Below are 25,366 nucleotides of genomic sequence, written 5' to 3'. Positions count from 1 at the left end.
TTCGGGATGCGCTAAGCGATCGAACCAACATCATAAACGGGCGGCAGTTGGGCAAAGGTTTCACGGATCGTTTCAAGTGCCGTCTGCAAAGCCGAACGCGAAAGCCGTCCGCCAAGACAGACCCGGATGCCCCCGTTTCCTCGATCTACACCAGCCACAAAGGGATCAGACGGCGTGACTGCAACGCCTTTGTTGGCAAGCGCGCGCACCAGTCCATCCTCAGACCAGTTGCGAGGAATTTTCAGCCAGGCACATAGAGAAAGCGGATTGCTGCCTGCCACGAGTGCGCCCAGAATGTCGGTCACTTGCGCCTGACGGGATCGCAACTCGCTGCGCTGGATGTCAATAAGTGCCTCAGCCGTGCCATCTTCAATCCAGCGGCTGGCCATTTCAGCCATGAGATTGACGCCGCTCCAGCTCGTTACGCGAAGAATGGATGTAATCCGAATGGAATATTGCGTCGGAACAACAAGATAACCCGTACGCAACCCCGTCATGACCGTTTTGGTGAAGCTCGTTACAAAGAAACCCAAGTCGGGCAACAGCTCCGGCATCGAGGGTAGTTTCTCTTCGAGAATGGGTTTGTAGACTTCATCCTCGATAACGCAGACGTCATATCGCCGCGCGATTTCCGCAACGGCTATGCGGCGCTCGAGCCCCATCAAATGGCTGGTCGGATTGCCAAATGTCGGGATCATTACGAGTGCACGAACGTCTCCAGCTTTGCAGGCGATTTCGAACGCATCCGGCAGAATGCCCTGTTCGTCAATCGGGAGCCCGCGCAGAGTAAATCCAAGCACATTGGCAAGACCAATGATGCCATGGTCGGTCAGGCTTTCCGTCAGCACCACCTCCCCCGGCTGAACAACAGCAGCGACGGCAAGAAACAGCCCATGTGCGGCACCGTTTGTGATGATAATCCGGCCCGGATCGACAGCTACGGATAGGCCACGCAGCCACTCCCGTGCAACCGCGCGATGTCGATCCAGCCCCGCAATTGGACGACATGGGCGCATGAAACTGGCGTTGTCGGACTGACTCATTTCTTCAAGCAGACGACGCGAAGCATTTTCGTGTGCTTCTGTATAAACCGCCCGAATGATTGATAAATCTGCCGCTCCACTCGGATCCCGGTCCAGCATAAAACGGTCCGCTCGCTCTGTCACACGGTTGCAGACATAGGTTCCCCGGCCAACCTCACCGCGAAGATAGCCGCGCCGTTCCGCCTCCTTGTAGCTGATACTGACGGTCTGCACAGAAAGCCCGAGCTTGTGAGCCAAATCGCGATGGGTAGGCATACGCGTGGCGGGCAGAAGAATGCCCTTTTCGATATCGTCAACAATTTTGTCCGTCAAAAGCCGGTGCTTGGTGACACCCTTGCGCATTTCCAATATGGGTTCCCACATACGTCCAACGACTCCATCATGACATATCCATAATTGTCTTATTATACTGGAGGTATATCATGACAATCCAGTCAAAACAGCAGTTGGGAAGCAATCACTCCGGCTAACGAGGACAATTGCCCGGACGACGCAAGGTATACCTTAACGAGCGTATGGCGCGCGATGCATTGTACCCGAAGTAGCATCGGAAGATGTCAATATCGCCTCATAAAAGATGACAAGCCCGTCAAAACAAGCTATTGATAGTTAAAGTGAATTCTATCGTTCACCTATATAAATCGCTCATCGCCGCCGGATGAAATGCGCATGAATGAAAAACGGAGCTCGCAGGCTTCCAGGCCGCAAAATCCAGCCAAATCATTCCTTGAGAATGAACGTCCGACGCTGAAGACAATTGCATTTATGACCGGCCTTGGCGTGACCACGGTTTCCCGTGCCTTGAAGGATGCACCGGAAATTGGTTTGGAAACACGTAAACGCGTACAATTGATCGCCCGACAGATCGGCTATCGTCCCAATCGTGCGGGTGTGCGTCTTCGAACAGGTAAGACGAATGTCATTGCGCTGGTACTGAATACACAGGACGAGATCATGGGTTTCACCAGTCAGGTCATTCATGGCGTCGCCGATGTTCTAGCTGAAACACAGTACCATCTCATTCTGACGCCCTATTTTCATTCGAAGGCGTCGATCGAGCCGATCCGCTACATCGTGGAAACGGGTTCAGCCGACGGCATTATTTTCTCACGTACAGAACCGGACGATCAGCGGGTCCATTTTCTGACGGAACATGATTTTCCTTTCGCCACCCATGGTCGTACTGATACGGGCATTGAGCACCCTTTTCACGACTTTGATAATTTCAATTTCTCGCTGGATATGGTCGGCAAACTGTCATCGCGCGGACGAAAGCGGCTTGCTTTGCTGACTCCACCGGCCCATCTCACCTATTACCGGCATATGGTGGGCGGATTTTATGAGGGGCTTCGTGCTTTTCACTGTAGCGGATCGCCCCTTGAAGGTGTTGATCTCGATACGCCGCTTGAGGAGTTGCGGCAGCATATTGCTCAATTGATGAAAAGACCTGATCGACCGGATGGTATCATCTGTTCCGGTAGTGCGGCTGCGTTGGCAATCGTTGCAGGCGTCGAAGATGCGGGATTGAACATTGGCAATGAAGTCGATGTCGCAGCCAAACAATCAACGCAGATTCTGCATTGGTTTCGACCAGGGCTGATCGTCGTCGAGGAGAGTTTCAAGCTCGCCGGGCAACAGCTCGGTAAAGCCATTCTTGGCCGGATCAACGGCATCGATGTCAAGTCCTTGCAGACCATCGGGTAAGAGTGGGCGGAGGCCACTCCAATCCCGTAGGACCGGAATAGCCTCCTATCGCTCGGGAGGAGCGATGCAAAGTCAGTTTGCCGCCCGCTTCTTTCCGTTTTCTACGGGCCGCAGCAAGGCTTCAGCTGCGGCAATGTCGAGTGCTACCGGGCGAGTGCAGCGTGTTTCTATGTCGATGAAGCGCTTTTCTTCACCCGACCTGAGAACAGCCAGCATGACATCGACCCCATGCAGTGCACGTTCCAGCGAACAACGCATATCGCGACCATCCAGAATTGCAGCCGCCATATCTGCCAAGCCTGCTGTTCTATAATTGGCCATCATACCTTGAGGGTGCTGTTCATTGGCAATTCCAAAGGGGTGCTCCCAATTTTCAACTGGTTCGGCTGGCTTGCCCGGCTTCGCCAGTTGCACCTCTCCGCCAAAAAAATTGGGATCCGGCAGATAGAGAGATCCTTCGGTGCCATATAATTCCGTGTTCGCATGGCGATGAGCCCAAACGTCCCAACTTGCGGAAAGGGTTATTGTTGCCCCCTGTTCGAACTCCAGCAGTGCGTGAACCGTTGTCGGTGTCTCAACCCGAATGGTTTCGCCTTTGCGGGGTTCTGAGCTGATCGTACGGGTTGGTGTAGCCGCAGAGGTTAAAGCCGCAACACGTCTCACGGGCCCTATCAGATTAACGAGATTGGCAATGTAATAAGGCCCTAGATCAAGGATCGGTCCGCCGCCCTTTCGAAAGAAAAAGTCCGGATTCGGATGCCAATGCTCCATGCCATGGCTCATGACATGGCATGTACCTGACGTGATGCGACCGACATTACCGCTATCGATTTCGCGCCGCGCCAGCTGGTGCGCTCCACCCAGAAACGTATCCGGCGCGCAACCCACTTTGAGATTGCGGCCATCGGCAAGCGCTTTCAATTCCAGCCCTTGTTCCATCGAGAGAACCAAAGGCTTTTCCGAATAAGCATGTTTGCCTGCAGCCAGAATCTGCTTCGTAACGGCATAATGGGCATCGGGAACTGTCAAATTTACGACAATATCGATATCGTCATTCAGAAGTAGCTCATCAATAGTCTGCGCTTTTATGCCAAACTCTTCCGCACGCACATTGGCTGCGGCTGGATTAATGTCGGCGCAGGCCCTAATTTCGATACCTCGAAACATGGTAGACAGCCGCAAATAGGCTGCGGATATATTGCCACAACCGATAATGCCGACACCAAGTGTCTTGGTCATTTCATTCTCCAAATCAGAAATTCTTTACGGTTTCGATGGAACGGCTGGCAAATCGGGTATCGTCCGACGGATTATCGTGTTCCATGATGAAATAGCGGGCAGGCGTCTTGCGCAAAGCTGCGAACAACGCAGCCCAGTCTACAGTTCCGTGCCCGACATCTTCCCAGCCGTCTTCGTCAGCTTTTTCACCGGTTATCGCGATATCCTTGACATGGACCGCAAGGATACGGTCGCCATAGCGCTTGATCCATTCAAGCGGGTCGGCACCACCTTTGATGATCCATGCAATGTCCGCCTCCCACGCAAGATCAGGCGAAGCATCAAGGATATGCTCCTGTGGCACTGAACCGTCAGCCAGGGGACGGAATTCAAAATCGTGATTGTGCCAGCCAACGGCATAGCCCGCATTGCGATAAGGCTCTCCGGCGGCAGCGAGGCGCTTTCCGAACTCCTGCCAACCGGCAATACTATCCGGGCGACGATCAGTATCGAGATACGGGCAGAAAATCGCCTTCATATCGGCAACCTTGGCGATTTCCAGAACACGGTCGACTTCGTTCTCGAGCATGTCCAGACCAAAGTGCCCGGTAGGCATGGAGAGCCCGAAAGCGTCGAGCTCCTTCTTTAGTCGTGCCGGATCACCATAAATCCCCCCGTAGCCTTCCACCCGACGATAGCCAAGGTCTCGCAGCATTGTGAGTGTACGCTCCAGCGGTTGAAAATTGCGGGAGCTGTAAAGTTGATAGGAATATCCGTTCATGTCCTCGTCCTTAGAACTCTATCCAGAATTGCGTTGGGCTTTCTCACGGGCAAAAAACCCCGCACGATCCGAGGGAACCCTCGTGCCGTCTATTGAAAGCCAATAGTTTCGCCTCTTGCAGGAGGCTCTTAAGGGGAGCGTTTTTCGCTATTCATCTAAAGCCTCTCCTCCGTTTGGGCATCGAAAAGTGACAGAGCTTCAGGTTTGAAACCGATCCTGACCTTCTCGCCTGCCCGATAGCGTTTACCGGCTTCCACTCGCGCGGATAGCGGATGACCGTTCAAGCGAAGCCAGACAAGGCTATCGGCGCCCATCGGCTCGTCCAGATCTACGGTCGCTTCAAAGCCGTTTTCGACGTCAAGCCTGATATGCTCTGGACGAACACCGAGGATCGCCTTCTGTCCTGGCGCTAGCTTCCCGTCATATCCGTCGAGCCGCACAGCAGTCTCTCCGATATGGAATACGGGCTCGCTTTGTGTGACCGTAATTTCCCCGGAAAAGAAATTCATCGACGGCGAGCCGAGAAAACCTGCGACGAACCGGTTTTTCGGCCGATTGTAGATCGTCAGCGGATCAGCCAGTTGCTGGACCACCCCGCCCTTCATCACTGCAATGCGATCCGCGAGCGTCAGGGCTTCGATCTGGTCGTGGGTGACATAGATCATCGTATTGCCGAGCTTCTGGTGAAGACGCTTGATCTCGACGCGCAGTTCGGAGCGCAATTTTGCATCGAGATTGGAAAGCGGTTCATCGAACAGAAACACGTCGACGTCGCGCACCAGTGCGCGACCGATCGCAACACGCTGGCGTTGACCGCCAGAAAGTGCCGAAGGTTTGCGTTGCAGCAAGGGTTCGATCTGAAGAATTTCAGCGGCACGCTTGATGCGCTTGTCGATCTCCGCTTTCGGCAGACCGGCGACGCGCAAGCCAAAGGAAAGGTTCTTTTCGACTGTCATCTGCGGATAAAGCGCATAGGATTGAAACACCATGCCGATGCCGCGATCCTTCGGTTCTTCCCACGTAACGTTGCGCCCCTTTATGAAGATGCTGCCTTCAGAAATATCCAAAAGGCCCGCCACGCAATTGAGCAGCGTGGACTTGCCACAACCGGACGGGCCGAGAAGCACGAGGAATTCACCCTCTCCGATCTCAAGATTGAGATTTTGCAACACGTTGACCGAACCGAAGCCGAGCGAGAGGTCCTGGATGGAAACGCTTGAATTCATGAACTCATCCTTTCACTGCGCCAGCGGCGATACCGCGAACAAAGTAACGGCCGGAAAGAAAGTAAACGAGCAGTGGCACAGCCCCGGTAAGAATGGTGGCGGCCATATTGACATTATACTCCTTCACGCCCTGCATGGAGTTGACGATATTGTTCAGCTGAACAGTCATCGGAAAATTCTGCGTTCCTGCGAACACCACGCCGAACAAGAAGTCGTTCCAGATACCGGTCACCTGCAGAATGATCGCGACGACAAAGATTGGCAGCGACATAGGCAACATGATCTGAAAGAAAATGCGCCAGAACCCGGCTCCATCCACGCGCGCTGCCTTGAAGAGTTCAGGCGGTAGACCGGCGAAATAGTTGCGAAACAACAGCGTCAGGATCGGCATCCCGAAAATGGTATGAATGAAGACAACACCGGTCAGTGTGCCGAATATGCCAAGCTCGCGCGTAATTATGACGAGCGGATAAAGCATGACCTGATATGGAATGAATGCACCGAACAACAGGACCGAAAAGAAGATTTCCGATCCTTTGAACTTCCAGTTTGCCAGTGCATAACCGTTGACCGATGCGATAGCGATGGAAACAATCACACTCGGCACGGTGATTTTGATGGAATTCCAGAAACCCGCGCTGATGCCTTCGCAATAAAGGCCGGTACAAGCTTGGCTCCATGCCTTGATCCATGGTTCGAATGTGATCTCGACTGGCGGTGAAAAAATATTGCCTAGACGGATTTCAGGCATGCCTTTCAGAGATGTGACGACCATCACGTAGAGCGGCAGCAGATAATAGACGGCAGCAACGAACAAAATACTGTAGAGCATAATGGTGGCAGGCGCAAAGCTCCGGTTTGGCTTACGACCCCAAGGTTGCGATGCCGGCCTCCGCGCTGGGTGGATCCGGGTTGCTACAGCCTCATTTTCTGTTGGCACCTTCCTATTCAGGACAGCTTCCGTCATCGGGCTTTCCCCCTGCTGTATTCAAGCATCGCCCACGGAACGAGAATGATCAGAACAGTGGTTAGCATGATCGTGGAAGCAGCAAGTCCTTGCCCCAGATTGGCCCAACCGAACATGAAGTCGTAGACATATTTTGCCGGGACTTCCGATGCGATGCCGGGACCACCATTGGTCATGGCAACCACCAGATCGTAGAGTTTGACGATGCCCGTCGCGATCAGAACGACAGTTGTTACCAGGACAGGGCGCATCATTGGCAGGATGATGAAGAGATAGGTTTTCCACTTCGGAATGCCGTCAACCCGCGCAGCCTTCCAGATTTCATCGTCGACATTGCGCAGTCCAGCCAGCATCAAAACCATGACCAAACCTGTCATCTGCCAGAGTCCGGCAATGACAATCGCATAGATGACGTAAGTTCGGCTCGACAGGATCGCCATCTGGAAATTGTCGAAGCCTATATCGCGAATAACTTTCTCGAGCCCAAGTTGCGGATTGAATATCCACTGCCAGACAAGACCCGTCACAATGAACGACAGAGCATAGGGATAGAGAAAGATCGTACGAAACGTGTTCTCGAAACGGATTTTCTGATCCATCAGGGCAGCAAGGATAAACCCCGTCACAAGCGAAAAGCCCATGCAGAAGACGCCATAGATCGCCAGATTGCGGATCGACACATGCCAGCGGGTTGCCGAAAACAAACGCGTATACTGATCAAAGCCGATAAAGTTCAACATAGGCAGGGATTTGGAAGACGTGAAGGAATACACAACCGTCCAGAGCGTACAGCCAACAAAGACCACGAGAACCGTCGCGATCATCGGAAGTGCTGCAATCTTTGCATTCAGATTGCGAAATATGCCCGGTGGTTTTCGACGATTGCCCTCTTCCATCAAGGCCATGATATTCCTCCCTATCCCGATTCTCGGAGTAGCTCTGCACCGTCGTCTCGTCGATGGCGCAGGACTCGAACGAGACTATTGTGCCTGTTCGATAATCTCCGCAAAGCGTTCCTGAATGTCATCGACCGTCATGTCAGGATTGGAGAAAAACTCAGCCGCCAGACTTTCAATCTGCCCTTGCGTATCGGGTGCGCGCAACTGCTCCACAGACGGAACGATGTTGTCGGGGTTCTTCAGAATATCTATACCAGCACGCATACAGCTTGAGGCTGAATCGAGATCGACATCACCACGGATCGGCAGCGAGCCCTTGGCAAGATTAAAGGCAACCTGCGCTTCCTTGGAAACGAGCATACTTGCCAGCTTGAGCTGCGCCTTGGTGACTTCCGGATCCTTGTTCTTCGGGAAGTAGATCGCATCACCGCCGGTATCCAGATATTGATGAACGCCGAGCCCCGGCAAGCAGTCATAATCCTTGCCTGCAATCTTGCCCGCAGTACCAAACTCGCCCTGTGCCCAGTCTCCCATGATCTGGGTACCTGCGCGGCCGGTTAGCACCATATTGGTTGCCTCGTTCCACGAACGGCCGACATAACCCGGATCGGCCAGTGAGCGCGCCTGCGCCAGTGCTTCGAAAACCTTCTTCATTCCAGGACCGCGCGCCGCATCGGCATCCTTGTCTTTGTTGACCTTCAGGTAAAGGTCCTTACCGCCAATTGCTGTTGTCAGAACCGTCAACATGCCATTCACCTGCCAACCATCCCCCGTCGCCAGTGGCACGATGTTCTTTTCCTTCAGCTTCGGAGCTGCAGCGACGAGATCGTTCCAGTTCTTGGGAGGTTCAGCACCGGCATCACGAAAGGCTTGCGGATTGATCCACATCCATTCCCAAGAATGAATATTCAGTGGCACACAGTAGAGACGCCCTTCAAAAGTGCAGGATTCCAAGAGGCTCTTCGGGCGAATAAAATCGGCCCAGCCCTCCTTTTCGGCGAGCTCTGTAAGGTCGGTCATCAAGCCGCCCTGAACCAGCTCTTCAGCCTGCCGTCCGTGATTGAGTTGGGTTGCGCCCATTGGATTACCACCGAGAATACGGCTGATAATGATCGGTCGTGCGGTAGAGCCGCTACCGGCAATCGCTCCATCGACCCACTTATCGCCGCCGAGCGCATCATATTTTTCAGCGAGAACTTTGACAGCCGCAGCTTCACCGCCAGATGTCCACCAATGCGTAACTTCAAGATTGGCCGACGAAGCTGAATCTGCCATTGTCAACGCTGTCATAACCAGACAAACGGATGCGGTGAGAAGCTTTGCTCTTTCAGTTAACATTCCATATCCTCCCAAATCTGAAACGTTACAGATATGGTATTGAAAACAATCCCTCTTGCAAGCTCTTAATTTCTAAGGAGCGGAATTCCGCTCTCATAAAGATGCCAACTAGCTGATTTAATTCTCTTTTCTGTAAAACAATTTCTCGTCCAGTAAGCATCATTCTGTATTTTATCTCGCATTTTATCCAGCATGGAACCGGCAAAATTCAAGAATCTGTAACGTTACAGATTCTGTAAACACAAACAAAAAAGGCGCCCGTGAGGACGCCCTTTTTGTATTTCGAAACCGACCACAATCAGGCGGCCTTGTTCAAAAGGCCATGCGGATCGAGAACGAACTTCTTCGCTGCGCCATGATCGAAACTCTCATAGCCTTGCGGAGCATCCTCAAGCGAAATGATCTGAGCGTTAACAATCTCAGCGATGTTCAGGCGTCCGTGAAGGATGGCCTGCATCAATTGACGATTATACTTCAGAACAGGTGTCTGACCCGTATGGAATGACTGTGCCTTGGCCCAACCCAAACCAAAGCGCAGCGACAGACTGCCTTGTTTCGCAGCAATATCGACGGCTCCAGGGTCTTCAGTGACGTAGAGTCCAGGAATCCCGATTGCCCCGGCAGGACGCGTTATCTCCATCATCTGGTTCAGCACGATTGCCGGTTGTTCGCCGCCGCTATGACCGCGCGCTTCGAATCCGACAGCATCGATAGCGCTATCGACCTCGTTGCTGCCTGTGACCTCTGCAATCATGTCACCGAGGCGATCACTTGCCGAAAGATCGATGGGCTCAAAGCCAACTTTCCTAACGTGATCAAGGCGTTCCTTGTTGAAATCGCCGATCATGACAACCGCAGCACCCAGAATGCGTGCGGACGCGGCGGCGGCAAGACCGACCGGTCCCGCTCCCGCAACATACACAACCGAACCAACCCCAACACCGGCCTTTACCGCGCCGTGGAAACCCGTCGGCAAGATATCGGATAGCATGGTCAGATCGCGGATTTTTTCCATCGCCTGTTCGCGATCTGGAAACTTGAGCAGATTGAAATCGGCATAGGGCACCATGACATAGCGTGCCTGCCCGCCGATCCACCCGCCCATATCAACATATCCATAGGCACCACCCGCGCGTGACGGATTGACCGTCAGACAGACGCCCGTGTCCTGAGATTTGCAGCAGCGGCAGCGCCCGCAAGCAACGTTGAACGGCACCGAAACAATGTCGCCCACGTCGAGCATCTCGACATCACTGCCCTTCTCAATGATTTCACCTGTGATTTCATGCCCAAGTACAAGGCCGGGCATCGCGGTCGTGCGCCCTCGAACCATATGCTGATCGGAGCCGCAAATATTGGTCGAGATTACTTTCAGTATGACGGCATGTGCCAACTTCCTCCCGTCCGGAGCCGCCAACGCTGGATCTTCAATATCGCGTACTTCGACGGTCCCGGGCCGCAAATAAACGACGCCACGGTTCTTGCTCATGTCTACCTCCTCCAGGTCGAACAACACTGACAGATTTCAAACAATGCAATGATCGATAATTTTCGGGCGCGAATTAAGAACGCCCGTCTCAAGAAGGTTACAGACTGAACGCACGCTGTTCAGTCTCAATCGCGACACGTCTCATTCAAATTGATCTTGGGAAATCGAAGGGCTGTGCCGTCACTGCACTGAAAGGTTGGTGCGCTCCGCACCCTCATCGAAAATGAAGGCTGGACCAACAACACGAACACTACGATCTGTTATCGGCGCAAAAGCAGTTGCCGAAACGCTGGCGCCGTCATTGCGTGCCGGACGGGTATCCGGCAAAGGAACAACGACATTCTTGAATGCGCGACCGCCTTTATTATTAGCCCGCAGCTCGCTGACCTTACCGACATAACCGGCCCAGTCACACTTCTTGAAGTCCCCACTTCCCTGATAGTTATAGGCCGTTGGCAATTCAACATAAGGCCTGCCGTTCGAAACGGAGACCATATCAGCGGTCTCGCCGTTCGGATCGTTCAGAACATAGAGATCAATATTCTGGCCCTGGCAAATGAACCGGCATTGCGCCATTGTTTCCGTCACACTGTCGGATTTCTGAAACTGGGAATGCGGAGCAGGAAACAGATAACCATCCGACAAACGCACACAATAAGTCAGAGCGCCTTTGATGCCGTTCGGTACCCATGGTTTGCTGTTCGTTGTAACTGTCGAAGTCTTTGGCCGGTCAAGTTTCACCTTTGCGGTTTGACTGGCGGCCGGTTGTTCGATGCATGATCGAGAAGAAAGCGAACTGGACGAAAGCTGCCGCTGAATTTCAGCGATACGTTGAGACAAATCGCGGCAAGGATTGAAGAAACCGCCGCGTTCATCGCCTCCTTTGCAGCCACGGCTGCGTTCCAGAGCGCGCAAGGCTGAAAGCTGTCGCTGTGTCATCAAATCCGCAGCACCGGCTGCTCGCGTGCAAGACGCGGCAGCCAATTGCGGATAACAAAATAGTCCAATCAAAAGAAGCAAGGCGAAAGATTTTGCCACCACAACACCTTTGATACCCATAACTTTTGATAATCACCGCACCGACAAGAGGGGGAGAGGCGTTTCTACTTCCGAATTCCCACGTTTGGAATTCAGTACTTCGTCTGGATTCATTTCAGATACCAGCGCGGCCAATGCCAATCGCAAATAAAGAGGCGCGTCAGCGCGATTTATCGCTTTCAACGCAACTCGCGAGATGCCGAGAGAGTATGCCAGCTCCTGCTCGGAAGTGTTTAGGGATGCACAGATCCTCGCGAGTTTTTCATATGCATGTCTACCCATTACCGTTGTTCCCTCCTCTGAAATCTGGCGGTTGGTTCCGACCGCCTTTGCCTTCACCATTTTATGTTAAGCCCCAAATTGCCTTCCCATATCCGGTTGCGTTCGCCGCCGAGATTGGTCGTATAATCTGCTGTCGCAAACAAACTGGCTTTCTCCGTTACGTCCAAAGTCAGACCACCTCCCAGCTCCAGCGAAGTACCCTTTAGGTCGGTTTCAATCGGATCAGTGGCAAAACGCACGGTCTGGTTCGAAGAGAAATTTTGCCAGAGATTGGCTTTCAAATATGGCCGCAGTTTTCCGATCGATGTTTCCTGTTTGTCTTGTAATCTAAACCCGATCCGCCCTGTCCACGCATCGTCTGCATCAAACGAGATCGAAGAATAGCGATCAGCCTGATCGTCGAGCGAGAGATGTTGCCAGATCAACTGCGCCTGGGGCTCGAATGTCCAGCTTTCACTCAGGGCGATAGGATACCCTCCTTCAAGCGAGGCCGTAACCCCATGCCCGTCAAGGTCGATGCTCTGCCCTTCGTTCGAGCTCGCATCCCCGCCAAACCAGGTTCCCATAAGTATGGCGTCGAGATACCAGCCTTGCGGACCAATATGGGTCCAATAACCACCAAAGCTCGTTCCCGTCACTTCGAGGTCACCGACAGCAAGATCGTTCCAGCCAAGTGCCTGCCCGGTAATATCTCCGGTTGCACGCGAATACCCGAAAAACAGGCCGAAACGGTCAAAATGTCCGCCATTCGTTTCGTGACCCAGAATATCCTGTCCAGCCTGAATACCAAAGAGCTTTCCATCAAGCGCCGGGGTGACAGTACCTTTCCATTTCGTGTCGATGTCCTGCCCGAAAACTCTGGCCCAGCTGGCAGGTAGATATCCTGCAATCTCAAGCAGGTCTTGTTCCCCGCGGCGTTCGTGGAAGGTCCCGAGGGTGGAAAGCGCAAGATGATGTGCCACCGGTGGCAAAGCCGAATAGACGGGCACTTCCATTCGATAGAGCGACACCACGTCGCCAACAACCCGTGTCGCTCCTGGAGAAGGCGGAACTGTTCCATCGAATGGAAGTACGACCTTCTGTTGCTGGCCCGTGGTATTGTCTGGAGGATTGGGGGCCTCGGCCGGCTCTGGCGGCGGAGGTGCCTCCGGCGCCGGTGCATCTTCCGTTACCGGGGTTGATGTATCGTCTGGGTTTCCTTCGTTCGGGTCGACAGGCAAGGTCGCTGGCGGTTGCTCAAGCGCGGGTGGCGGCGCAGTTGTTTCAGGCTCTTCCGGCGTGACAGCGGTTCCGTCCGTCGCAGCAGGTGGCTCACTCCCGCGCACCAAAGTGGATCTCAGATACCAGTTATCAGTGGTATTTGCTGTTACACCACCCTTGAAAAGAAAATATTCGTAAGCGCCAGCGGCAGCGCGGCCATTCAACGAAAACGCATTCCGGCTAGTTGAAGCACCGTTCAACGCCTGCACAACCATGATACCGTCGGCGTTCGTGGCAGCACCTGTCCCACCCGCATTCGTAACCGCAATACTGGTACTGCCGGATGCAACGCCTGTATCAATCACCAGTTTATCAGAAGGTGAATTATCGGAACCGAGAACGGTATCGACAAACAGTAGACCGTTCTGCCCAATATAATTGCCCTTGATCGTAAATGTGTCGACAGTGCTCGTTCCACCGTTGGTGAGATCAATTCGCCCTGCATTGAAAACACTTGCCAGCTGACCCGAAGTGAATGGATTCACGCTACCTTTTGCTGCGCCGCCGTAAACCGTGCTCGTCGCATCAATGTTAAGCCAACCCGTTCCTGTTCCGGCGTCGCCCAACGTAAGAGCGTTATCGAAAACAAGACGCGTATCATCGGTAAGATTGATAGTTTCCCAGCTATCGAAACGGGCAACTTTTCCCGTCTTTACGTTATTGAACGTGAGAACATCAGCCCCACCACCACCGGTAAGCTGCGTGGTCGCACCTATATTGGCATCCGTAAGATTGGCGAGAATAGCCGTATCGTTATCCGGACCGAGGTCGATCTTCCGTGAGCGCGACGAACATCCCACCTTTTCTTTTGTGAATGATGCCGCGAGATAAGCTCCTTCATTGATAGGAGCGGACCGGGATGATTGGAGATCGCGCTGATGCCATGCTTGAAGACATGGATGAAGCCAGGCATGAGGGAAAGTATCGTCGGATCGAGGTGATTACCGGCCGGCGGCAGCGGCGGAATTGGACTGACGAGGAGAAGGCGCGGATCCTTGCGGAAAGCGCGGAACCTGATGTTAACATCTCGGCCGTTGCCCGGCGCTGGGGCGTCAATCGCGGCTTGCTGAACGTCTGGCGCCGGGACGCTGGGCTGACCTCTCAACGATCTGCGAGGTCCAGTGCGCAGCAGGCGATGTTCGTGCCGGTGACGGTAGTTGGCGATCGAACGCCGGCTCCAGGCTCGCCGTCAGATGTCGCCCACTTTGCCGCGGGTCGAATTGAGATCGAGATTGCTGGCGCGCGCATGACGGTTATCGGCCCGGTAGCACCTGAACTGGCGCAAGCGATGGTGGCGGCCTTGCGAGGTCGCCGGTGATCGGAGTTTCGCCGAGTGGCGTGAAGATCATGGTGGCTACGCAACCGGTCGACTTCCGGCGCGGCATGAATGGCCTTGTGGCTTTGGTGGCGTCAGCGCTCGCGGCCGATCCCTATTGTGGCGACGTGTTCGTTTTCCGCGCCAAGCGTCTGGATCGACTTCGCTGCATTTACTGGGATGGGTCAGGCATGATCCTGGCGACAAAGTGGTTGGAGAGCGGAAAGTTTGTTTGGCCCCCGATCCGCGATGGTGCGATGCAGATGAGTGCCCAGGAGTTCTCGCTTTTGCTAGCTGGCATTGACTGGACGCGGGTCAAGCGAAACGCGGTGAGACGACCCTCAAAAGTAGGCTGATCCTATTGGTTTTGCTTGAAGATTCAGGCTAATATGATAGGGTCGGTCATGCTGCTTCGACCCGATCCCTTGCCCCAGGATGCTGCGCAATTGACCCGGATCATTCTCTTACTCGACGAAGAGAATGCCGATCTCAAAGCGCGTATTGCCTTCCTTGAGCGCCAGCTCTTCGGGACGAAATCGGAGAAGATGACGATCATCGATCCAGCCCAGGCAACGCTCGACCTGGGCGATCTAAGCGATATTCCCGTTGCAGCCAATGACGATGCCGCACCGGCCGGTGAAGACAAAACACAGGCACGGCGATCGTCTGCCCGCAATATCGGCCGCTTGCCCAAGCATCTTCCGCGCTATGAAGAGATCATTGAGCCGGAGAGCAAGATTTGCCCCTGCTGTTCGTTCGAACTGCATTGCATCGGCACGGACGTCAGCGAGGCGCTCGACATCGTACCTGCTGTTGTCCGGGTCAAACGGACGATCCGGCCGCGCTATGCATGCCGGGCCTGTGAGAGTGCCATCGTGCAAGCACCTGCACCGGCGCGCGTGATGGACGGTGGCATGGTGACCACGGCGTTTGCCGCGCATGTCGCTGTTTCGAAGTTTGCCTGGCATCTCCCGCTCAATCGACAGGCGCAAATGCTGGCCTCCTGCGGTGTCATCATCGATCGCGGTACGCTTGGCGCCTGGGTGATGCGGGTCGCCTGGTGGCTGGAGCTTCTCTATGACGCGCTTACCGCCTTTATCCGCTCGCAGCCGAGAGTGTTCTGTGACGAGACGCCGTTGCCGCGGCTCGAGCCGGGGCGCAAACGAACCAAGGTCTGCCAGTTATGGGCGCAGGCGGTTGACGACCGTCCCTGGAATGGTCCGGCACCGCCGGCCGTGGCCTATATCTTTGCCGAAAGCCGCAGCGCCCGCGAGATCGAGGGGCAATTGTCGTCGTTTACCGGCGTGCTTCAAGTCGATGGATACCAAGCCTATAAAACCATGGTCAAACGTCGGGGCAAGAGCAATGTCGCACCCATGCGGCTGGCCTTCTGCCTTGCTCATGCGCGGCGCAAGTTCGTCGATGTCGTCAAGCTGACGGGTTCTTCGGAGGCTTTGTCGATCCTTGCCAGGATTGCGGAAGTCTATCGGATCGAAGCAAAACTGCGCGGCGAAAGCGCCGATACCCGGCTCGTCGTGAGACGTCGCGAGGCTGCTCCAGTCATGAGAGAGCTGAAAGTCCACCTCACCGAACTGCGCGACGAGGTGTCGGCGAAATCGGCGCTTGGCAAGGCCGTCAGCTACACGCTCAACCATTGGAGCGGGTTGACAGCCTGCCTTGATGATGGCCGGGTCGAGATCGATTCCAATGTGGTCGAGCGTTCAATGAAATCCGTGGCCCTGACGAGGAAGAATTCGCTGTTCGTGGGCAACGAGCGGGGTGGAAAGACTTTCGCTGTCCTCGCATCGCTCGTCAACACCTGTAAACTGAATGGTGTGGACCCCGAGGTCTGGCTTGCCGATGTGCTGGAGCGCATCATCTCCGGCAAAGTGAAAGCCAACGAAATGGAAAGTCTCCTGCCGTGGGCCTGGAAGGCTGAGCGTGAAGCGATGACGCAGCAGGAGCGACGGGCGGCATGATGCACAACAGCCAGGGGACGACGGATCGACCGAAGCTTGATGACGCGGCGTTCGAAGCCTTTATCAGGGGACGCCGTCCGGCATCGCCAATCTGGTCAATGAGCGGTCTCGATGGTTATCTTACGGCTCTGATCATTGGCCCAAAGTTCATCGACCCACGCAAATGGATCCCGGAACTGACTGGCCCGGACGCCCTGAACCTGCCGATGGAAACAACCGAACATCGGGCCGTGCAGACGATCGTTGCGGAATATAACCGTATCTCGGGGAGCCTCTCTGAAACCCCGAAAGACTACCGGCCCAGGTTCACCAGGATCGATGATCAAACCTTTGATCCGTTCGATTGGGACCTCTGCTTTTTGCTGGCAACAGGATACGCGCCGAGACTTTGGCAGCCGGTTCTTCGCGGTCATGCCGTCACCGGCGATATCATTGCGCCAATTCGCAAGCTCGGCGAGACAAAACGCAAAGCCACCCGCCAGGATGCCGCTGACGTCGCTGAAGCACTCGTCAATATCCGAACCTATTTTATGCCGAAGCGGGCAAAGCAAAAGTTTTGACTGCCAGCCGGAAACCCATTCCGTCAATCACGAAAGACGTGGGCTATTCGTTGCGCTCACGATCTTCCCATAGATTATGCCACCGCCATTCCATGAGAATTGATCATTGCCAATGCCGAGCAGGACATCACCCGCAACCGTGCCGCCCGTCATGGTTACACTATCGGTTCCGCTGCTGATGCTTATATTGCCGCCAATCATGCCTCCCGAAACGATAATTGTATCGTTTCCAAGCCCTGCGATCAAATTGCGGTCAATCGTTCCACCGGACATGTTGAAATAGTTATTGTCGAGCTTGAGATTTACACGCCCAATCCGGCCATCCGTCATGACAGCGTAATCGCCGTCGTCAAAAGCATCGACGATACGCCCACCCGACATGAAAAAGCGGTCGTAACCGTTACCCTGATTAAGCGACCCAATCTCGCCACCAGTTATTTGGAACTCATCGATATCATTTCCCTGACGAACGTTGCCTGTAACGCTTCCGCCCGTAATGAGAAAGCTATTGAGACCATCGCCCTGATTGACATTTCCTACGATCGAACCGGAATGAACTTCGACGCGATCTATACCGGAGCCGAACACAACATCGCCATTCAGGGTTCCTGTTCCTCCGGTTGGCAAAAGCAACGTATTATTACCATTGATATCTGTAAGAGCCTGTTCCAAAAAGGGTTGAGCGATTACAGTAGGTTATGATCCAATCGGATTGCTTACATTCGATGGAGATCACAATGGCCTGGACAGTAACCGCTCGCCGCCACTATGTACGTCGCAATTCGCGCTATGCAACTGATTTAACGGATGCGGAATGGTCAGTGATCGAACCGCTGATGCCTTCGCCCAGATACCTTGGTCGCCCTCGCAAAACGGATCTGCGTGAGGTGGTAAACGCGCTTCTTTATATCGCATCATCTGGCGGTGCGTGGCGGCTTCTGCCAACCGATTTCCCACCATTCTCGACGGTACAGAAATACTTCTACCGCTGGCGCGATGAAGGCTTGCTGCGTACCATCAACAACACGCTTGTGATGCTGGCGCGTGAGCAGGCTGACAGGCAGCCCAGTCCAACGGCTGGCGTCATCGACAGCCAGTCAGTTAGAACCACGGAAAGTGGCGGAATACGGGGCTTTGACGCGGGAAAGAAGATTAGCGGACGTAAGCGTCACATTGTCGTTGATACCCTTGGCTTGATGGTTGGTCTGGTGATCCATTCTGCGGGTATTCAGGATCGCGATGGCGCACCGGACGTCTTGAAAACCATACTCAAACGATGGCCGTGGCTGCGACATATCTTTGCTGACGGCGGATATGCAGGCCCCAAGCTCAGAGGCAGGCTGGAAAAGGTCGGAAAGTTTACACTGGAAATCGTCAAGCGCTCCGATCAGGCCAACGGTTTCGAAGCCCTGCCACGCCGATGGGTGGTCGAGCGAACATTTGCATGGCTGGGAAGGTGTCGCAGACTGGCCAAAGACTTCGAGAAAACTATCGCTTCTTCCGAAGCGTGGATATACATCGCAAATATCCGCTTCCTCACACGGCGTATCGCAAGAGCCTGATATCATTACATTCATTATGATTCAGGCTCTAAGACCGCCGGTTGATGCGCCGCTGTCGCAGATGAATGTGTCATCGCCGAGTGTCGGCGAGAACGAACATGCTGCGTTGGCAGGGGCGTCGTGTAGCAAAACCGCCCCCAAGGTTATCAGCGCTGTACTGGACATGAAACGGATGGCGCGCGAGCCGATATCGAGACAATGCATTGAAACCCCTCAGCTCTTTGCAATGCGGTACTTGCAACAATAGAAGGGCATTTTCTTTCATTAAGCAACGCAAAATATCACGCGAAAAGTGAAACTACTTCCGGGAAACAGAGATAATCTATCAGAACAAAGAACCGCATCGATTGATCCAATATGCGACACATTCTCGTCGAGTAAACAGCCGATAAGTATACTTAAAACCGTAAACTATTAATTTTATTAGAAAATTCGTCACAATCCCCCTAAATAAGGGAATAAAAATGTATTGAAAGACAACATCCTTAGATTGAAAAGAGTAACCTTTTCAATCTAACATTGCCACCCATTGAAAGACTTACAAATTGAGATAACCATTAACTTTATCTGGAACTAGCAAACTCAACCCGGGTCCTGATTGCACATATGATCCGGCATAGAGAAACGAACTGATTGAATCCGAAAATCGATAAAGAATCGCTGCTTGATAAGCGCGACATCCTTGCAGACAACAGAACTCCAGCTGCCTTCAGCTAGGCAACGGAAACTGAAGGTGTTCTCTCCTTTCAGAAATCGTCCCTGTGACGGATCGATTGCACATAAGCATAGGCAGTACCCAAAAGCACTGGCACGATTACCAAAGCAGTCCAAAATAGAATATTGCTCATCTCTGCCCTCCCTCCCATGGTGCGTAGCGATGTGCATTCTGCAGCTTCTATTCTAACACGCAAAAGACCTTTTTGTTCCGGATTCTTAATATCTTTCTCCAGATCTTCCTCCAGAAAGGCTGGCAACTCCGGTAGAAGGGAATGACGTGCTGGCGTCCTGAGGTAGCAGATACGTTCTGTGAGGCCTGTATCCCACAAATCGTACTTTTCTCTAAAATTATCCTAATAGTTGTAGATATCCCCTATTCACCTTGACAGTTTGTCGCGGTGAGGCTTCACATGAGCCTGATTCTTTTCGCCTTTTCTAATATAATTGGAAATGGCACAGGTCGATGTGAGGGGATGCAAATGCGTATTGGTTTCAACCGGTTTTTATGGGCTTTTGCGGTCGCAGCCTGCCTGTCGGCCGCTCCCCACACGACGCAAGCTGCCGAAACCCGGCGGATAGAGATTACCAAGGATAGCGATTATTTCGGCTTCGACTTGCGTACGGAGAAGAATGTTTCGCTCGACCAGTGCAAAAGCATTTGCCTGGGTGACAACGCCTGCCTCGCCTTCACCTATAATCCGAAGGTGAAATGGTGCTTCTTGAAATCAGATTTCAACAAGCTCAATCAATCCGTTGGCTCTATTGCGGGCAAGGTCGTAACGCAATCCGCAGCTGCGCGCGAAGTTGAAGATCTTGGCGCCGCACCTGCCATCTCGTTCTTTGCCACCAATCTGGTTGACGAAGCCCGTCGTCTCAAGCGCGAAATCGGCGGCCTTGAAAGCTCCGACAGCCTGCGCGATCTGCGCAATGAGGCAGGCGCTGCTGGGATGAATGGCGATCCGCGCACGGCAATGGAAAAATTCCGCCTGGCTGCCAGCATGTCGCCGGACGAAAGCGAAATCTGGGCCGGATATGCACTGTCAGCGCTTGCGACCGAGCCGTCCAATGGTCAGGAACGTTCCAAGTTCCAGCGCGATGCGACGTCGGCCTCGTGGTTTGCCTACCAGACCTCACGCACCAAGGATGAGCGCGCGCAAGCGCTTGCCGTCATGGCGCAGGCACTCGAAAAGCGCGATGCATCGCGCCCGGCCTTGCAGGCCTATGAAGCGAGCCTTGATCTCGTCAATTCCGCATCCGTTCGTGACGCCTATGAAGATCTGAAGGCCCGCAAAGGCTTCCGCATCGTCAATAATACGGTCGATAATGATAATGCGGCGCCGCGCATCTGTGTGCAGTTCTCGGAAGAACTGGTGAAAAGCGGTGTCGATTATTCGAGCTTCGTTACACTCGATAACGGCGCGCCAAAAGCCGTTGACGCCAAGGATCGCCAGATTTGCGTCGAGGGTCTGGAACATGGCCGCAATTATACGGTGACGTTCCGTCAGGGTTTGCCATCGGCTGTTGGCGAAGTGCTGCCAGCTCCGGTCAATCTTTCGATCTATGTGCAGGACCGCGCGCCATCGGTGCGCTTTACTGGCGACAGCTTCGTGCTGCCTGCGAAAGCCCGTCGCGGCATTCCGCTGGTCAGCGTCAATTTGAGCACAGCCAAGGTCAAGCTCTACCGCGTCGGCGACCGTTCGCTGGCACAGCTTCTCTCCGGCTATCAGTTCCTGCGCCAGTTGGACAGCTACGACATCAGCACGGTTTCCGATCAGATGGGTGCGCCTGTCTGGGAAGGTGAGATCGAGGTTGCAGGCAATGAGCTGAACAAGGAAGCAACGACCAGTTTTCCGGTTGATGACGCACTGCCGGAACGCAAGCCCGGCGTCTATGTGCTAACCGCTGAACCGCTGGTTCAGAAGTCCGATGATGAATATGGCACCAAGGCAACACAGTGGTTTGTCGTTTCCGACATCGGCCTTTCGACCTATACCGGACAGGACGGCATCAATGTGTTTGCCCGTTCGCTGGAAAGCGCAGAGCCGCTTAAAGGCGTGAAGCTGACGCTGCTTGCACGCAACAACGAAGTGCTGGGCGAAGCGACCACCGACAGCGATGGCCGTGCGACGTTTACGCCGGGACTGACACGCGGCACGGACGGCATGGTGCCAGCGGTGCTGATGGCAAGTAGCGATGATGAGGATTTCACATTCCTCGATATGGCGCGCGCCGGTTTCGATCTTTCCGATCGTGGTGTGACGGGCCGTGCCGTGCCGAAAGCGCTTGATCTTTATGCATGGACAGAGCGCGGTATCTACCGCGCGGGCGAAGTTGTGCATGTAGGCGCGCTTGCGCGTGACGACACCGCAACCGCAATTGATGATCTACCGCTCACCTTCATCTTCACGCGTCCCGATGGCGTGGAAGATCGCCGTCTTGTTTCCGATAGCAAACTGGCCGGTGGTCATGCCATCGACCTGACCTTGCCGTCGAACGCCATGCGCGGCACTTGGAATGTTTCGGTCTATACCGATCCCAAGCAGCCAGCGATTGCCACGCAGATGTTCCTGGTTGAAGATTTCGTGCCGGACCGGATCGAGTTCGATCTGACGTCTGACAAACCGGAAATCGCTGTTGGCGAAACCGCCAATATCACCGTGGATGGTCGTTTCCTCTATGGTGCGCCTGCCGCTGGTCTTGCGCTTGAAGGCGAAGTCACGCTTTCGACCAAGCGTCAGTGGGACCGCTTCAAGGGCTATTATTTCGGTCTCGCCGATGAAGAACAGGGCGAAGCTACGCGCCTGCCGCTCGATGGCCTGTCAAAAGTCGATGACAATGGCAAGGCGACTTTCCCGGTTACAGTCGATGAAATGCCGTCAACGACGCGTCTCGTAAATGCAGCCGTGACCGTTCGTATGCGCGAAACCGGTGGTCGTGCGGTTGAGCGTAAGATCGATGTGGCCATTCAGCCGGAAACCGATCTCATCGGCATTCGCCCGGATTTTGCTGGCGATGAAGTTCCGCAGGGCGGCACTGCAAAGTTCAGCCTGATCGCCTCTGACAGTAAGGGTGATCGCAAGGCGCTTGATGGCGCACAATGGTCGCTGGTCAAGATCGAGCGTAATTATCAGTGGTATCGCAGCGGCAACAGCTGGAACTACGAACCAGTGACTTTCACCAAGGCGATTGCCAACGGCAAGATTGACCTTACAACCGATAGCGAAGCTGAAATCAGTCTGCCGGTCGATTGGGGCCGTTACCGTCTGGAAATCGAAACCGCTGATGCTTCGGGCCCGGCCACAAGCTATGAATTCGATGCAGGCTGGTTTGTCAGTTCAACCTCGACCGAAACACCGGACGGGCTCGAAATCGCGCTCGACAAGGAACATTATGCGGCAGGTGACACAGCAGAACTGAAAATCTCCCCGCGTTTTGCAGGTGAGCTGCTCATCACCATTGGTGCGGAGAAGCTGCTCAAGACAATCACCGCAAGCGTGCCGGAAGGTGGCACGACCATCGATATTCCGGTGGGTGAGGATTGGGGTGCGGGCGCCTATGTTACGGCAACGCTGTTCCGTCCGGGTGAGGCGATTGAAAGCCGTATGCCTGCGCGTGCGATTGGTCTTAAATGGCTGAAGGTCGATCCTGCCGACAAGCAGCTTGCAGTCAAGCTGACCCCGCCTGAAAAGATCACGCCGCGTTCCACACTTTCCATCCCGGTTTCGGTTGAAAATGCGGGTGGCGAGGAGGCCTATGTCATGGTCGCGGCAGTCGATGTCGGCATTCTCAATCTGACACGCTATCAGCCGCCGAACCCTGAAAACTGGTTCTTCGGCCAGCGTCAGCTGGGCCTTGAAATGCGCGATATGTATGGTCGCCTGATCGATGGTTCGCTCGGCGTCACCGGGAAGCTGCGCACAGGTGGCGATGGTGGCAATATGGCAGCGGAAGGCAGTCCGCCCACCGAAAAGTTGGTTGCGCTGTTCTCCGGTCCGGTTGAACTGGATAGCGACGGTAACGCAACTATCGACTTCGACATACCGCAGTTCAACGGCACCGCGCGCGTCATGGCGGTGGCATGGACCAAGAAGGCTGTTGGCCATGCGGTGACCGATGTTATCATCCGCGATCCTGTGGTCATCACCGCTGGGCTGCCACGCTTCATGGCTCCCGGCGATCAGGCCAATATCCGCTTTGATATTGCCAATACGGATGCACCGGACGGCGATTATCGTGTGAGCCTTGAGACCACCGATAATCTCGGTGTCGAGGTTGGCTCTTATCCTGAAAGCATCGCGCTTAAAGGTGGCAAACGGCAGTCGATCACCGTTCCACTCAATGCTGTGGCAACGGGTGCGGGTGGTGTGACGATCCGGCTTTCCAACGATGCAGGCCTCAATGTTGAACAGGCTTTGGCATTGCCGGTGCGTCCGGTCGATCTGCCGGTCACGAGCCGCCATGTCGTCAATCTCACGGCCAATGGCGGAAGTGTGCGAGTCGATGGCGGCCTTCTGTCTGAAAGCCTGCTTGATGGTGCTTTTGTCAGCGTTGGTGTGACGCGAAGTGCCGCATTTGATGTGCCAGCTTTGTTGATGGCGCTCGACCGCTATCCTTATGGCTGCACAGAGCAGACCACCAGCCGCGCACTGCCGCTGCTTTATTTGAGCGAAATGGCTGCAGGTACGGAAGCGGCAGCGGGTCTGGAAAGTCAGGAAGAACTTAAAAAGCGCGTACAGGATTCCATTTTCCGCGTGCTCAACAACCAGTCTTCGAGTGGTTCGTTTGGCCTCTGGTCGCCGGGATCGGGTGATCTCTGGATGGACGCCTATGTGACCGACTTCCTGACGCGTGCCCGCGAAAAGGGCTATGACGTACCGCAGCAGGCGATGCTGTCCGCACTTTCTAATCTGCAAAATGCGCTCGGCTATACCACCGACGTCAAGGAACGCGGCAACGACATTGCCTATGCGCTCTATGTTCTGGCACGCAACAAGAAGGCTTCAGTTGGCGATCTGCGTTACTTTGCCGATACCCAGCTTGAAAACTTTGCAAGCCCGATGGCCGTTGCCCAGCTTGGTGCAGCACTTGCTCTTTATGGTGATCAGCCGCGTTCGGAACGCGTGTTCAATGCGTCGCTCCAGCTCGCAACCAGCCAGTCCAGCTATGACTATAATCGCTCCGATTATGGTTCGCCGCTGCGTGATGGCGCGGCAATGCTGGCTCTTGCGTCGGAGACCAAGCCTGCGCCGAAAGTGCTGCCATCGTTGATTACGCTGGTCGAGTTCCAGCGCGAAAAGGCGCGTTATCTCAGCACGCAGGATCAGGCATGGATGCTGCTTGCAGCACGCGGGCTTCAGGATGACAATGGCGCAATCAGCCTCGACATCAATGGCACAGCGCATCAGGGCGCGTTCTCCGAGCGTCTCAATGGGGCAGCCCTTGAAACGCAGCCGCTGGTCGTCACCAACAAGGGTCAGGGTTCGGTTGATGCGGTCGTCACGGCTGTTGCAGCACCTGCTCAGTCACTGCCTGCGGGTGGAGAAGGTTTCAACATCGAGCGTACTTATTATACGCTCGATGGCGAGCCGGCCAATGTCACCGGCGTCAATCAGAATGAGCGATATGTAGTTGTTCTGAAAGTCGACGATCTGCAGGAATGGCAGTCGCGTCTGCTTGTGACCGATCTGCTGCCAGCTGGTTTCGAGATCGACAATCCGGGCCTTGTTTCCAGTGCCGATCTTGGCAATTTCCCATGGCTTGAAAGCACACAGGCAGCGCATCTCGAATTCCGCAATGATCGTTTTGTGGCAGCTTTCGACCGCTCTGCAGGCGAGAAGAAGCCGATCACGCTCGCTTATGTGGTGCGTGCGGTGACGCCGGGTCTTTACACCCATCCGGCGGCAACGGTTGAGGATATGTATCGTCCGCAATTTGCAGCGCGCACGGCGACAAGCATGATGGAGGTGGCTGCACCGTAAGCCATGATCC

Annotated in this window: 17 protein-coding genes and 2 pseudogenes; 7 read left to right on the top strand and 12 right to left on the bottom strand. The window is 54.4% G+C overall.

The genetic code is table 11. From position 1 onward, the window contains the following. Nucleotides 1-11: 11 nt before the first annotated feature. Complete coding sequence (ehuR, locus tag MKS82_RS18745) at nucleotides 12-1,406, bottom strand: MocR-like ectoine utilization transcription factor EhuR (RefSeq protein ID WP_109989268.1); 1,395 nt, start codon at nucleotides 1,404-1,406, stop codon at nucleotides 12-14. A 306-nt stretch (nucleotides 1,407-1,712) separates the two neighbouring features. Between ehuR and MKS82_RS18740 the strand changes: the two genes are divergently transcribed. Then, a complete protein-coding gene (locus tag MKS82_RS18740; RefSeq protein ID WP_109989267.1) occupies nucleotides 1,713-2,747 on the top strand; it encodes a LacI family transcriptional regulator in 1,035 nt (344 codons plus the stop codon). Nucleotides 2,748-2,819: 72 nt separating this feature from the next. Here MKS82_RS18740 and MKS82_RS18735 read toward each other — a convergent pair whose 3' ends face one another. The 9 genes and pseudogenes from MKS82_RS18735 to MKS82_RS18695 all read right to left on the bottom strand — a co-directional run. Next, entirely contained in the window at nucleotides 2,820-3,986 is a 1,167-nt protein-coding gene (locus tag MKS82_RS18735) for a Gfo/Idh/MocA family protein (RefSeq protein WP_240579163.1), read from the bottom strand. Between the two features lie 13 nt (nucleotides 3,987-3,999). After that, complete coding sequence (locus tag MKS82_RS18730; RefSeq protein ID WP_109989265.1) at nucleotides 4,000-4,746, bottom strand: sugar phosphate isomerase/epimerase family protein; 747 nt, start codon at nucleotides 4,744-4,746, stop codon at nucleotides 4,000-4,002. Nucleotides 4,747-4,901: 155 nt separating this feature from the next. Further along, nucleotides 4,902-5,972 (bottom strand): ABC transporter ATP-binding protein, encoded by a 1,071-nt coding sequence (locus MKS82_RS18725; RefSeq protein ID WP_109989264.1) that lies wholly within the window; start codon nucleotides 5,970-5,972, stop codon nucleotides 4,902-4,904. A gap of 4 nt (nucleotides 5,973-5,976) precedes the next feature. Further along, the gene (locus MKS82_RS18720; protein WP_109989263.1) at nucleotides 5,977-6,939 is read right to left on the bottom strand and encodes a carbohydrate ABC transporter permease; all 963 of its coding nucleotides are present in this window, start codon (nucleotides 6,937-6,939) and stop codon (nucleotides 5,977-5,979) included. Next, nucleotides 6,936-7,844 (bottom strand): carbohydrate ABC transporter permease, encoded by a 909-nt coding sequence (locus MKS82_RS18715; RefSeq protein ID WP_109989262.1) that lies wholly within the window; start codon nucleotides 7,842-7,844, stop codon nucleotides 6,936-6,938. Before MKS82_RS18715 ends, MKS82_RS18720 begins: the two co-directional genes overlap by 4 nt. A gap of 75 nt (nucleotides 7,845-7,919) precedes the next feature. Further along, complete coding sequence (locus tag MKS82_RS18710; protein WP_109989261.1) at nucleotides 7,920-9,176, bottom strand: ABC transporter substrate-binding protein; 1,257 nt, start codon at nucleotides 9,174-9,176, stop codon at nucleotides 7,920-7,922. 298 nt (nucleotides 9,177-9,474) lie between these two features. Continuing rightward, nucleotides 9,475-10,665 (bottom strand): formaldehyde dehydrogenase, glutathione-independent, encoded by a 1,191-nt coding sequence (gene fdhA, locus MKS82_RS18705; protein ID WP_240579162.1) that lies wholly within the window; start codon nucleotides 10,663-10,665, stop codon nucleotides 9,475-9,477. Nucleotides 10,666-10,845: 180 nt separating this feature from the next. After that, the gene (locus MKS82_RS18700) at nucleotides 10,846-11,604 is read right to left on the bottom strand and encodes a DUF2865 domain-containing protein (RefSeq protein ID WP_240579161.1); all 759 of its coding nucleotides are present in this window, start codon (nucleotides 11,602-11,604) and stop codon (nucleotides 10,846-10,848) included. A gap of 434 nt (nucleotides 11,605-12,038) precedes the next feature. After that, nucleotides 12,039-14,021 (bottom strand): annotated as a pseudogene (locus MKS82_RS18695) (autotransporter outer membrane beta-barrel domain-containing protein); the annotation flags it as partial. Nucleotides 14,022-14,104: 83 nt separating this feature from the next. Between MKS82_RS18695 and tnpA the strand changes: the two are divergent. Genes tnpA through MKS82_RS18675 form a run of 4 tightly spaced genes read left to right on the top strand, consistent with a single transcriptional unit; the run spans nucleotide 14,105 to nucleotide 17,099 of the window. Further along, nucleotides 14,105-14,563: an IS66-like element accessory protein TnpA gene (gene tnpA / locus MKS82_RS18690; protein WP_168436537.1), complete on the top strand. Its 459-nt coding sequence runs from the start codon at nucleotides 14,105-14,107 to the stop codon at nucleotides 14,561-14,563. Beyond that, nucleotides 14,560-14,916 carry an IS66 family insertion sequence element accessory protein TnpB gene (tnpB, locus tag MKS82_RS18685; protein ID WP_105528926.1) on the top strand — a complete coding sequence of 119 codons (357 nt, stop codon included), beginning with the start codon at nucleotides 14,560-14,562 and terminating at the stop codon, nucleotides 14,914-14,916. Before tnpA ends, tnpB begins: the two co-directional genes overlap by 4 nt. Nucleotides 14,917-14,964: 48 nt before the next feature. Next, a complete protein-coding gene (gene tnpC, locus MKS82_RS18680; RefSeq protein ID WP_151607717.1) occupies nucleotides 14,965-16,539 on the top strand; it encodes an IS66 family transposase in 1,575 nt (524 codons plus the stop codon). After that, nucleotides 16,536-17,099: a UPF0149 family protein gene (locus tag MKS82_RS18675; protein WP_105528924.1), complete on the top strand. Its 564-nt coding sequence runs from the start codon at nucleotides 16,536-16,538 to the stop codon at nucleotides 17,097-17,099. Before tnpC ends, MKS82_RS18675 begins: the two co-directional genes overlap by 4 nt. A gap of 60 nt (nucleotides 17,100-17,159) precedes the next feature. Here MKS82_RS18675 and MKS82_RS18670 read toward each other — a convergent pair. Further along, nucleotides 17,160-17,759 (bottom strand): annotated as a pseudogene (locus MKS82_RS18670) (autotransporter outer membrane beta-barrel domain-containing protein); the annotation flags it as partial. A 77-nt stretch (nucleotides 17,760-17,836) separates the two neighbouring features. On the opposite strand from MKS82_RS18670, the gene MKS82_RS18665 reads away from it, so the two are divergent. Then, nucleotides 17,837-18,661 (top strand): IS5 family transposase, encoded by an 825-nt coding sequence (locus MKS82_RS18665; protein WP_240578521.1) that lies wholly within the window; start codon nucleotides 17,837-17,839, stop codon nucleotides 18,659-18,661. 21 nt (nucleotides 18,662-18,682) lie between these two features. Here MKS82_RS18665 and MKS82_RS18660 read toward each other — a convergent pair whose 3' ends face one another. Next, nucleotides 18,683-18,865, bottom strand: a complete 183-nt coding sequence (locus tag MKS82_RS18660) for a hypothetical protein (protein WP_240579160.1) — start codon at nucleotides 18,863-18,865, stop codon at nucleotides 18,683-18,685. Nucleotides 18,866-19,857: 992 nt separating this feature from the next. Between MKS82_RS18660 and MKS82_RS18655 the strand changes: the two genes are divergently transcribed. Continuing rightward, entirely contained in the window at nucleotides 19,858-25,356 is a 5,499-nt protein-coding gene (locus tag MKS82_RS18655) for an alpha-2-macroglobulin family protein (protein ID WP_181394271.1), read from the top strand. Nucleotides 25,357-25,366: the final 10 nt, after the last annotated feature.

The sequence above is a fragment of the Ochrobactrum sp. A-1 genome, assembly GCF_022488005.1.
GTDB lineage: Bacteria > Pseudomonadota > Alphaproteobacteria > Rhizobiales > Rhizobiaceae > Brucella.
Note: the sequence above shows the minus strand (reverse complement) of the source record. Positions and strands in the feature narration are given on the sequence as shown.